This is a genomic window from Bacteroides sp. RTP31139st1_H2_RTP31139_211217 (assembly GCF_040227615.1).
GTDB classification, from domain to species: domain Bacteria; phylum Bacteroidota; class Bacteroidia; order Bacteroidales; family Bacteroidaceae; genus Bacteroides; species Bacteroides uniformis.
Genome location: NZ_JBCNZM010000020.1, coordinates 25,575 through 37,196, shown reverse-complemented (window position 1 = coordinate 37,196; position 11,622 = coordinate 25,575). Strand labels below are relative to the sequence as shown.

8 protein-coding genes are annotated in these 11,622 nt (G+C 46.0%); 3 read left to right on the top strand and 5 right to left on the bottom strand.

Annotated elements, in window-relative coordinates; all coding sequences use genetic code 11:
- The 5 genes from ABUA47_RS05180 to pheS form a co-directional block, all read right to left on the bottom strand.
- Positions 1-373 (bottom strand): porin (locus ABUA47_RS05180; RefSeq protein ID WP_349831440.1); only part of this gene is annotated, 373 nt, incomplete at its 3' end.
- Between the two features lie 74 nt (positions 374-447).
- Positions 448-1,707: a phosphoglycerate kinase gene (locus tag ABUA47_RS05175; RefSeq protein ID WP_085929901.1), complete on the bottom strand. Its 1,260-nt coding sequence runs from the start codon at positions 1,705-1,707 to the stop codon at positions 448-450.
- An 88-nt stretch (positions 1,708-1,795) separates the two neighbouring features.
- Entirely contained in the window at positions 1,796-2,470 is a 675-nt protein-coding gene (nth, locus tag ABUA47_RS05170) for an endonuclease III (RefSeq protein WP_005826369.1), read from the bottom strand.
- Entirely contained in the window at positions 2,467-3,663 is a 1,197-nt protein-coding gene (locus ABUA47_RS05165) for an MFS transporter (RefSeq protein WP_005826370.1), read from the bottom strand. Before ABUA47_RS05165 ends, nth begins: the two co-directional genes overlap by 4 nt.
- Before the next feature lie 106 nt (positions 3,664-3,769).
- Positions 3,770-4,804 (bottom strand): phenylalanine--tRNA ligase subunit alpha, encoded by a 1,035-nt coding sequence (gene pheS / locus ABUA47_RS05160; RefSeq protein ID WP_005826371.1) that lies wholly within the window; start codon positions 4,802-4,804, stop codon positions 3,770-3,772.
- A gap of 356 nt (positions 4,805-5,160) precedes the next feature.
- Here pheS and ABUA47_RS05155 point away from each other — a divergent pair, with 356 nt between their 5' ends.
- The 3 genes from ABUA47_RS05155 to ABUA47_RS05145 all read left to right on the top strand — a co-directional run.
- On the top strand, positions 5,161-7,803 hold the full coding sequence (locus tag ABUA47_RS05155; protein ID WP_117713544.1) for a zinc-dependent metalloprotease: 2,643 nt from the start codon (positions 5,161-5,163) through the stop codon (positions 7,801-7,803).
- Positions 7,804-7,846: 43 nt separating this feature from the next.
- Positions 7,847-11,140 carry a SusC/RagA family TonB-linked outer membrane protein gene (locus ABUA47_RS05150; RefSeq protein WP_117680533.1) on the top strand — a complete coding sequence of 1,098 codons (3,294 nt, stop codon included), beginning with the start codon at positions 7,847-7,849 and terminating at the stop codon, positions 11,138-11,140.
- A gap of 19 nt (positions 11,141-11,159) precedes the next feature.
- A partial coding sequence (locus tag ABUA47_RS05145; RefSeq protein WP_410520178.1) for a RagB/SusD family nutrient uptake outer membrane protein occupies positions 11,160-11,622 on the top strand: 463 nt, incomplete at its 3' end.

The window sequence follows — 11,622 nt, the reverse complement described above, 5'->3', positions numbered from 1 at the left end:
CGACAAAGCAGGGAGACATCGGGTTCTCAATGGTATACATGGTTTTGAACTGTCCGATACGTGCTGTGAGTTGAGGGAGAAAGCGGTATTCCGTGTAGGCTTCCAGAATTTTTCCGGTATTGGCAAAGCTGTACATGAAGTAAGCCGACCATTTATCGGTGATTTTACCGCGCGCCATAAAGATAACTCTCTTTATATCGAAAGTATTGCTGGTACCTTCGCCCGCATCATCGTATGTATATCCCACTTGGGCATAGCCGGAGAGTGAAATGCGGTCTTTTAAAGTGTTGACTACATCATTCAGACAAGCATCTTGTGCTTTCAGGATGCATGTGGCTGATAAAAGGATGCAGGATAGTAGAATTCGTCTCATTATAGGGATGGATAGTAGTAAAAAAGGCAACCCTTTTTTCAAAGAGCTGCCTTTGGGTGTTATTTTGCTTGTTTTTATTCGTTGATAGCAGCGATACCCGGAAGGATTTTTCCTTCGATTGCTTCAAGCAATGCACCGCCACCGGTAGATACGTAAGACACGCCGCTTGCCAAGCCGAACTTGTTGACACAAGCTACAGAGTCACCGCCACCTACGAGTGAGAAAGCACCGTTCTTGGTAGCTTCTACGATAGCTTCGCCTACAGCGCGTGAACCGTGAGTGAAGTTCTCGAATTCGAATACACCCGTCGGACCGTTCCAAAGGATAGTCTTGGAGTTCTTGATGACATCTGCAAAGATCTTTTCAGTCTCAGGACCGATATCAAGACCTTCCCAGCCATCAGGAATTTCGTCAACCGGGCAGAACTTGGTGTTGGCATCGTTGGAGAAAGAATCGGCAATCTTGGCATCAACAGCCAAAACAAGGTTTACGCCTTTTTCTTTTGCTTTCTTCACCAGGTCAAGAGCCAAATCCAGTTTGTCATCTTCGCAGATAGAAATACCGATTTTGCCGCCCATGGCTTTGGTGAAAGTATAAGTCATACCGCCGGCAATAATCAGGTTGTCTACCTTGTTCAGCAGGTTTTCAATGATTTCAATCTTGGAAGAAACTTTGGAACCACCCATGATGGCAGTAAACGGACGTTGGATATCGTTCAAAACTTTATCAACAGCCTTTACTTCTTTTTCCATCAGGTAACCGAACATTTTGTTGTCCTTGTCGAAATATTTAGCGATCAATGCAGTAGAAGCGTGTGCACGGTGAGCGGTACCGAAAGCGTCGTTTACATAGCAATCTGCATAAGAAGCCAATTTCTTGGTGAATTCTTTCTGGCTTTCCTTAACAGCAGCTTTGGCAGCCTTCTTTTCTTCGTCTGTAGCATCTTCAGCCAAACCGCGGGGTTTGCCTTCCTCTTCAGCGTAGAAACGGAGGTTCTCGAGCAACAACACTTCACCCGGTTGCAGAGCAGCAGCCTTTACGGCAGCTTCTTCGCCCATACAGTCGTTAGCAAATTGCACCTCAACACCCAACAACTCTTCGAGATGCTTCAGAATGTGCTTCAAGGAGAACTTGTCAGCCGGGCCTTTCGGACGACCGAGGTGAGAACCGATAATTACACTACCGCCATCGGCCAAAATCTTCTTCAATGTAGGAAGAGCGGCACGCATACGGGTATCATCTGTAATGTTGAAGTTTTCGTCCAAGGGTACGTTGAAGTCCACACGAACGAATGCCTTTTTTCCGGCAAAGTTAAATTGATCAATTGTCATAATACTCTATTTTATTTAAAAGTGTTACTAATTTCTTTTTAGTGAGCGCAAAGTTAGCATTTATTTCTTTTTTTTGCTATGAAACCGTTGTTTATTCTTTGTCTTTGCCGCTCTCTTTGCTAACTTTATATTTCTGGCAGTAATATTTGCACATTAATTGCAAACCGCAGGTATCACATTGTGGAGTACGTGCCTGGCATACATAGCGACCGTGCAGGATAAGCCAGTGGTGAGCTATGGGGATGTCTGTTTCCGGTATATGTTTTACCAATTCTTTTTCGACACTGAACGGAGTTGTACATTTATCTGATACGAGACCCAGGCGATGGCTGACGCGGAACACGTGTGTGTCTACTGCCATAGCCGCTTTATTGAAAACAACGGATTGGATGACATTGGCTGTTTTGCGGCCTACGCCGGGCAGTTTTACCAGTTCTTCAAGGGTATCGGGTACCTCACTGTTGAATTCTTTCACCAACATCTGTGCCATGCCTACAAGATGTTTAGCTTTGTTGTTGGGATAGGAGACGCTGCGGATATACTCGTATACCACGTCGGGAGTAGTAGCGGCGAGTGCTTCGGGAGTAGGGAAGTCCCGGTAAAGGGCGGGGGTAATCATATTGACGCGTTTGTCCGTACATTGTGCAGAGAGAATAACTGCTATCAACAGCTCGAACGGATTGTCATAATGCAACTCTGTTTCGGCTACGGGAACGTTCTCCCTAAACCAAGCAAGGATTTTTTCATAACGCTCTTTCTTTCTCATCTTAATTTGTTTTTATGATAGTGAGGAGATACTTTCAGATTGAAATAGAAGATGGAGATAACCGTGAGGCAGGCTCCGAAAAAATATGCCATATCGAATGAGGTAATCTGTGCGATATAACCTCCTGCTGTCAGACCTATACCAATGCCTACATCCCATGAAGTCAGGTAGGTAGAGGTGGCTGTTCCGCGCTGGTTGTTGGGGGCCAGGTTTACGAACAGCGTATTGAAGGCGGGGAACATCGTCCCGAAGCCTACTCCCAATAGGAGGGCAACCATAAAAAACAATATGTTTGTCAGTTCCGGGACGGTCTTCATCAGTAGTCCGCAAGCGGACAATATGAAGAAACAGCTACATACCAGATATAGTCCTAAAGTTATGACTTGGGTGATACGTCCTTTATCCACTTGTTTGCCGGAGAACATACGGGACACTGCCATGCCGACGGCCATAAAAGTAAAAAACAATCCGGAATTCAAGGTAATTCCTATTTCTTTGGCATACATGGCTACATAAGTGCTTGTCATGCCATATGGTATGGAGAGCAATAGCAGTGCGATTCCTGCCGGGATACCTTTCAGCAGCACAAAGCGGTCCAATGAGATAGGTTCTCGTTTGACTGGTTGTTTGGGTGGGGTCTTGACGAGGCATGCGGCAACAAAACCGATAGTTCCTGATATGAGCGAGCAGGCAAAAATCGTTTCAAAGGAATATATGTCATGCATGAAAAGACCAATCATCGGGCCGAAGCTCATGGCTGTATTGTTCATCAGTCCATAATATCCTACGGCTTCGCCGCGACGGGACGAAGGGGTAATGTCAATCACAATTGTATTTCCCGCTACGGTCACCATTCCAAATGCAAGGCCGTGGACAACCCGCAACATGATGAATAAAGATAGGACTCCCGCTAACATGTAACCTGCGAAAATGGTGATAAAGATGAAGTATGCCACCAGATAAAGAGGCTTGCGGGCTAGCGTGTCGAGCAGGTATCCCGAAAACGGGCGTATGCAGAGCGAGGCAATGGTGTAGCATGACAAGATGACACCTACTGCTGCATTTCCGGTATGGAATACCTCAGTCAGGTAGAATGGAAGAACCGGTAGTATCAGATAAAAGGCAAAATACAAAAGGAAATTGGCAGCCAGGATAAGGCAATAGCCGGAAGTTACAAGTTTGTCTTTTGCCATAGCGAAAAATAGTGGTTAGCGATGAGTGGTTAGCGATGAGTGATTAATGATATGCTGAAAATGCGCAACTTATTAATCACTAATCACTAGCCGTTATTCACTATATTTAGTAAGCGCTCTCGAATTCTTTCAGGAAGCGTGTGTCATTTTCAGAGAACATACGAAGGTCTTTCACCTGGTATTTCAAGTTGGTGATGCGTTCTATACCCATACCCAGGGCATACCCGCTATACACTTTACTGTCTATTCCGTTCAGCTCCAATACATTCGGATCTACCATACCGCATCCCAGAATTTCTACCCAACCCGTATGTTTGCAGAAAGGACAACCCTTGCCGCCGCAGATGTTACAGCTGATGTCCATTTCGGCACTCGGCTCGGTGAAGGGGAAGTAGGAAGGACGCAGACGAATCTTGGTGTCACTGCCGAACATCTCTTGAGCAAAGAGCAATAAGGCCTGCTTCAAGTCAGTGAAAGACACATTGCGGTCTACGTATAAGGCTTCTACCTGATGGAAGAATGCGTGTGCACGGTAGCTGATGGCTTCATTACGGTATACACGTCCCGGACAAAGCACGCGGATAGGAGGCTGTGTAGTCTCCATAACACGGCTTTGCACGCTGGATGTGTGTGTGCGAAGAATGATGCTGTGCGATACGTTTTCTGTATCATTTTCGATGAAGAATGTATCCTGCATGTCGCGTGCCGGATGGTCTTCGGCAAAATTCATGGAGGAGAATACGTGCCAGTCGTCTTCCATTTCCGGTCCATCGGCGATATTGAATCCCATACGGGCAAATATATCGATGATTTCGTTTCTCACGATGGAGAGCGGATGGCGGGTTCCTAATTCTATCGGGTAGGCTGAACGGGTCAAGTCAATATCGTCACAGCCGGTATCTTGGCTTTCGAACTGTTCTTTCAAAGCGGCAATCTTTTCTTGTGCTTTGTTTTTCAGTTCGTTCAAGCGCATACCCACCTCTTTTTTCTGTTCGGCGGCTACATTGCGGAAATCTGCCATCAAGTCATTGATGGCTCCTTTTTTACTGAGGTACTTGATGCGGAGTGCCTCTAATTCCTCGGCGTTAGCGGCTTTCAGCGCCTCTACTTCCTGCAGAAGCTGATTGATTTTAGCTATCATATCGTTGTTATCTTATTTATTTTCTAAGTTAAAAACGGTGCAAAGATACAATATTATCATTGTTTTGCCTCCACTTGGGGAAGATAATTTGGTATCAGTGGTACAAAATTTTATGTGAAGAAGAAATGATAGAGGATGGGAGAAAAAATGATATATATGTAAAAGTCTTCATATTGTTTATGGAAAAAACATAAATGAGCGTTGTTTAGTGACTTTTAAAATATACTTTTCGTATCTTTGCGCCCCGTTTACTGTTCTATGGAGGTAGAACAAACTGGCGGTTGGTATTTATTAACATACGTCAAAGAGAGAGAGTTAACGGAGTAATTGTTGCATTAAAGTTAGAGTTTGAATTGATGAAATTGAAGACAATCCTGCCAGTCGTGGCAGTTGCGGGAGTACTCATGTGTGAGCCTGCCGTATTGTTGCATGCCGGTACATCTGATTTTGCTTCTCCCGAAGCTATGGGATGGTTCCGTAAGAAAAAGAAGAGTGAAACCAAGGACAGCGTTCAATCCAAGAGCGACTACGAAAAATTGACTGGTTCCGATGCTATTGCCCGCAAGGGAATGTTCAATGTTTACCAGAAGAAGAGCGATTATTACTTTGAAGTGCCGGCAAGGCTGTTGGGACGTGATATGCTGGTAGTAAATAAATTACAACGTGTGCCTTCCGAACTGAATGAGGCGGGTGTGAACCGTGGTACGAATTACGAAAATCAGATGGTGCGTTTTGAATTGGACAAGGCTGCCAACAAGCTGTTGGTACGTCAGAGCCGTCCTCTTCCGTTGGCACCGGACGAGGATGCCATACGGCAGTCCGTACTGGATAATTATATTTCTCCGCTGATAGCCGGCTTCAAGATAGAGGCATTCAATAATGACTCTACCATGATAGTGGTCAAGGTCAACGATATTTATGATGGTACGGAGACGAGTATCAATAATGTCTTTACGAATATCAACCTGGGAACTTCGGCCATCAAGAATCTCTCCCGCATTTTATCTATCAAAGCTTTTGAGAACAATGTGGTAGCTACTTCCGAGCTGACAACTAAGGTGACTGAGGGAACAACGACTGTGTTTGTTACGGTCGAAGTCAGTTCCTCTCTGTTGCTGTTGCCGGAGAAACCGATGATGGGACGTCTGGATAGTCCGCGTGTAGGTTATTTTACTAATCCGTTATTAAATTACAGTGACGGTCAGCAGCGTGTAGACAAGAAACCGTTCATCACCCGCTGGCGTCTGGAACCGAAACCGGAAGACCGGGAGCGTTACCTTCGCGGTGAATTGGTGGAACCGGCCAAACCGATTGTGTTCTACATCGAGAACTCCACTCCCCGTCGTTGGCGGAAATATATCAAGCAGGGAATCGAGGATTGGCAGGCTGCTTTTGAACGTGCCGGATTCAAGAATGCTATCATAGCCAAGGAACTGACGGACAGCATGAATGTGGATAAGGATGACGTGAACTACTCCGTGCTGACCTACGCCGCCTCCACCAAAGCCAATGCCATGGGCCCCTCTATCCTCGACCCCCGTTCGGGCGAGATATTGGAAGCGGACATCATGTGGTGGCATAATGTGCTGGGCATGCTCCAGGAATGGATTACAGTGCAAACCGGTGTCGTACGTCCCGAAGCAAGAGGAGTAAGGCTGCCGGATGAACTGATGGGTGATGCCATGCGTTTTGTGGCATGCCACGAGGTGGGGCACTCGTTGGGCTTGCGCCACAATATGATTGCTTCCTGGACTTTTCCGACAGATTCCCTGCGTTCCAAAACATTTACGGATCGTATGAATACCACTTCCTCCTCTATCATGGACTATGCACGTTTCAACTATGTGGCACAGCCGGGTGACGGTGTTACGGAGCTTTCTCCTCATATCGGTCCGTATGATATGTTTGCCATAGAATACGGCTATCGTTGGTATGGTAAAGAAACCCCAGAGGCAGAGAAGGACTTGCTTGCCGACTTCCTGAGCCGTCATACAGACCGTTTATATAAATATAGTGAGGCGCAGGATGTACGTGATGCCGTAGACCCGCGTGCGCAGAATGAAGATTTGGGCGATGATGCTGTCCGCTCATCTCTGCTGGGTATTGAGAACTTGAAGCGTATTGTTCCTCAAATCATCCAATGGACTACTACTGGCGAGAAAGGACAGACTTATGAAGAAGCTTCCCGCCTATACTATGCGGTTATCAACCAATGGAACAATTACCTCTATCATGTATTGGCAAACATCGGTGGTATCTATATAGAAAACACCGTTGTGGGCGACGGACAGAAAACCTATACTTTCGTAGAAAAAGAAAAGCAGCAAGCCGCCCTGAAGTTTCTGCTGGACGAAGTGCTGACCTATCCCAAATGGCTGTTCGACACGGAAGTGGGAGAGTACACTTACTTGCTGCGCAACACTCCACTGGGCGTAGTGGAGAATGCACCGACACAAGTGTTGAAGAATGCCCAATCCTATATCCTTTGGGATTTGCTGGGCAACAACCGCCTGATGCGTATGTTGGAGAACGAATCGGTGAACGGCAAAAAGGCTTTCACGGTGGTAGAGCTGATGGATGGCCTGCATCGCAACATCTTTGCCACTACGGAACGCGGTGCCTTGCCGGACGTCATGACACGCGCCTTGCAGAAGAACTTCGTAGATGCACTGATTACAGCAGCTGCCGAAAGCGAAGGAGTGAAAATAAACAAAAAACTGATGGACAACCACTTCTTGCTGGACCATCAGACTGCCCTTTGCAGCTGTGACGAGCATGCCGGTAAGACTTTGGATGCCGACCGTATGGGTGCACACCGCGAACTGAACTTCTACGGTTCGCAGATAAACCGCGTATCTGATGTCATCTCCGTGAAGCGTGGTGAGTTGCTTCGCATCAAAGAATTGCTCCAAAATCGTCTGGGTGCATCGGATATAGCCACTAAATATCATTATAAGGATTTGATTTTGCGTATCAATACTGCATTAGGAGTAAAGTGATTTTTCTTTTCAATAGAGTATTAATTAATTTTATATGTAACGCATGAAAAAACGTGTATTAATCGTTTTGCTATGCTTTGTAGGAGCTTTGTCATCTGCTTTTGCTGCAGAGAAAAAAGTCCAGGGCGTAGTAATATCTTCAGAGGATAACCTACCGCTTATCGGTGCTTCCGTTTATGTGACTGCGGAAGACTTGAAAAAGGCGGGGAGTGCTCAGACTACAATGGGGGTCATCACTGATGTGGATGGTCAGTTCTCTATCGCTATACCTACGGGGATAACCCGTTTCTTTTGTAGCTACGTGGGATATGACGTATTGGAAGTGAAGCTTGTTCCGGGAAAGGAACATTATGAAATAACACTTCATGCATCTTCCCAAATGCTCGATGCCGTTGTTGTGACGGGTTACCAGACAGTGGAGCGCCGCAAGCTGACGGCAGCGGTATCCAAACTGGATATATCGGACGAGACCATCGGTGCAGTAAAAAGTATCGACCAGGCACTTGCCGGACAAATTGCCGGACTTTCTGTCAGCCCGACTTCCGGTGCTCCGGGTGCTCCGGCAAAGATACGCATTCGCGGTACCGCTTCATTGAATGGTACGCAAGACCCTTTGTGGGTGCTGGACGGCATTCCTTTGGAGGGAACGGATGTTCCCGAACCGGATGAGCTGAATGACATAACCAACATGAAGCAATCTTCCATTGCAGGCTTGAATCCGGCTGATATTGAGAATATCACCATTCTGAAGGATGCGGCAGCCACTGCCATCTATGGTGCGAGGGCAGCCAATGGCGTCATTGTGATTACAACAAAGAAGGGTAAGGTCGGTAAACCGGTTATCAATTTCTCGTCCCGGTTTACCTATACTCCTACATTGAGCCTTGACCGGTTGAACTTGCTGAACTCAGCGGAGAAAGTCGGATTGGAAATGGATATGATCCGTAATAACTATTCTCCGGACAATCATAAAGGAGGCGTATATAATATTCTTTCCAATTACAATGAGTTGTCTGCTTTCCAGAATGGAGGATGGGATGCCTTGAGCAGTGATACACAAGCTGCCATCAACCGTTTGAAGAGTGTTAATACAAACTGGGGAGATATCCTTTTCCGCGATGCTTTCAGCCAGGAATATAACTTGAGCCTTTCCGGCGGTACGGAAAGGGTTACGTATTATACCTCTTTCGGCTATTATAAAGAGGATGGAAATGTGGACGGTGTGGGTATGGACCGTTTCAACTTGGTAGGAAAGACTTCCTATAAGGTGAACAGTATACTGAAAGTGGGTGCCTCCATGTTTGCCAACCGTCGCAAAAATACCAATTACTTGACAGATGCATACGGTATGTCGAATCCCGTGTTCTATTCACGCAAGGCTAATCCGTATTTTGAACTTTATGACAAGAATGGCAACTATAATTACGACTACGATATTCAGAACAACACTGATAAGGATTTAGGATTCAACATCTTTGAAGAACGGCAGAACACGTCTAATGAAAGCGTGGTGAATTCTTTTTCATCTATATTTGATGCGGAGCTACGGTTCAATGACAAGTGGAAGCTGACTTCCCAGTTTGGCTATCAGTTGGAAAAGACTTCCAGAGAAGAAATAGCGGACTGGGAAAGCTATGCCATGCGCTATTACTATAAGTTGAGCGAATACTCCCAGGGCGGAGAAACCAAACACTTCCTGCCCGAAGGAGGTATGCAGAAGTCTTATGAAAACTCCAATTCACAGATTACTTGGAAGGCGATGGGAGAATATCGCGACAGTTTCAATGATATTCATGAACTGGAAGTGATGGCGGGTACCGAGCTGCGCAAGACCTGGTATGAAACCTTGTTTTCGGCAGGGTATGGCTTCGACCGCAAGACGTTGACGACCAAACCGGTGATTTTCCCCAACGAAAGTTACGCCACGTCTTTCCCGCTCCATCAGACGACGTATAAGGAGAATGCTTATGTATCTTTCTACTCTACGGCCTCTTACTCTTTATTGAATCGCTACACGGTGGGAGGAAGTATCCGTTTTGACGGTTCCGATCTTTTCGGTGTGGATAAGAAGTACCGCTATCTTCCTCTTTATTCTGTCAGTGCCTTGTGGCGTCTGTCGCAAGAACCGTTTATGCAGCAGGCCAAGTGGGTGGATAACCTGGTGTTCCGTGCATCTTACGGTCTGCAGGGAAATATTGACAAGAATACTTCTCCGTTCCTGCTGGGTACATATCGGTCGGAGAGTATTTTGCCCGGAGTATCGGAAGATGTAATTATCATTAATTCCGCTCCCAACAAGAAGTTGCGTTGGGAAAAGACGCAGTCTGTCAATGCCGGCTTTGATTTTTCTGTATTGAACCAGGCTATCAATCTGAGCGTGGACTATTATTACCGTAAGGGTACCGATTTGATAGCTTTGCGCATGCTTCCTCTGGAGACGGGCTTTACTTCGATGAACGTCAACTGGGCAAGTATGGAGAACAAAGGTGTGGAAATCAGCTTGTCTACCCGTAACATAACGACAAAGAACTTCTCCTGGTACACAAATTTCAATTTTGCCTATAACGGTAATAAGGTATTGCAGGAAAACATACCGGAGCAGCAGACCACTCCGGGACGTGAAGGCTATCCCGTAGGGGCAATTTTCGCACTGAAGACTGCGGGAGTGAATAAGGAAACCGGTAATATGATGTTCTATAATCCGGAGGGAGAGAAAGTGACCTTGAAGGAGCTTTACCGCCTGAAGGACGAGTGGGGGATAGGTATTGCCTCTTCCGATGTAACTGCAGCCGAAGAGAGAACCTTTTATTCGTATATCGGGAGTAGCGATGCTCCTTATACGGGAGGTTTGATTAATACCTTCAGCTATAAAAACTGGGAGCTGAATGTCAATTTCTCTTTGACGTTTGGCGGGTACGTACGTACGCAACCCTCTTATGACATCATCAATCCGGATTATGGCAAGAACTATAATGCGGATGTGCTGAACCGCTGGACTCCGGAAAACCCGAATGCGGAGCTTCCGGCATTTATGCTGAGTGCTTCCAACCCGGAAGAGTACTCCTGGTATGATTCTAAAACCATCTGGAGAGATTTGGATATCTGGGTGAAGAAGCTGAACTACGTACGTTTGCAGAATCTGCGTCTGGGTTACCGTATCCCTGAGCTCCTGACAAAGCGTTTGGGAATGAACTCGGCAACGGTATCTATTGAAGGACGCAATCTCTTCGTGTTTGGTTCGGGATATAATAACTACATGGATCCGGAGTCGATGTACAATCCTTATGCAACTCCCGTACCCAAGTCGGTTACATTCAGTTTGAACTTGAATTTCTAACTTCAAAAGCAGAAAGAAAATGAAGAAAACAATAAGTCTGATGATAATGGCCTGCATGCTTCTGCTTGCGGCATGCGACAACTATCTGGATATACAGCCTACCGGTAGTGTCATTCCCAATTCTTTGGCTGAGTATAGAGCGTTGCTTGCCCGTTCTTATAAGGACGTGAGTAAATTCAGTGACCGGGGAATGGCTTGTTTCCGTTCCGACGAGATGCAGGTTCGGGATAATGAATATGACCAAAATTATTATATGGATATAGAGCGCTGGAACGACCTTGCTCCCAATGCCTATACCTCATCGTTTGAATGGGCCAAGTATTACAATGTGCTTTTTATTGCCAATCACGTTATTGAGAGCAGAAGTGATATTAAGGAAGGCACTGAGGAAGAGATAAATCAGCTTGTAGGAGAAGCGTATATGCTCCGTGCTTATGTACATTTCTTATTGGTAAATCTTTATGGACAGCCCTATACTAAGG

Bases quoted from the DNA above. Each gene is read 5' to 3' on its own strand.
- nth (WP_005826369.1), bottom strand. From the start codon at position 2,470: ATGAGAAAGAAAGAGCGTTATGAAAAAATCCTTGCTTGGTTTAGGGAG.
- ABUA47_RS05165 (WP_005826370.1), bottom strand. From the start codon at position 3,663: ATGGCAAAAGACAAACTTGTAACTTCCGGCTATTGCCTTATCCTGGCT.
- pheS (WP_005826371.1), bottom strand. From the start codon at position 4,804: ATGATAGCTAAAATCAATCAGCTTCTGCAGGAAGTAGAGGCGCTGAAA.
- ABUA47_RS05155 (WP_117713544.1), top strand. From the start codon at position 5,161: ATGAAATTGAAGACAATCCTGCCAGTCGTGGCAGTTGCGGGAGTACTC.
- ABUA47_RS05150 (WP_117680533.1), top strand. From the start codon at position 7,847: ATGAAAAAACGTGTATTAATCGTTTTGCTATGCTTTGTAGGAGCTTTG.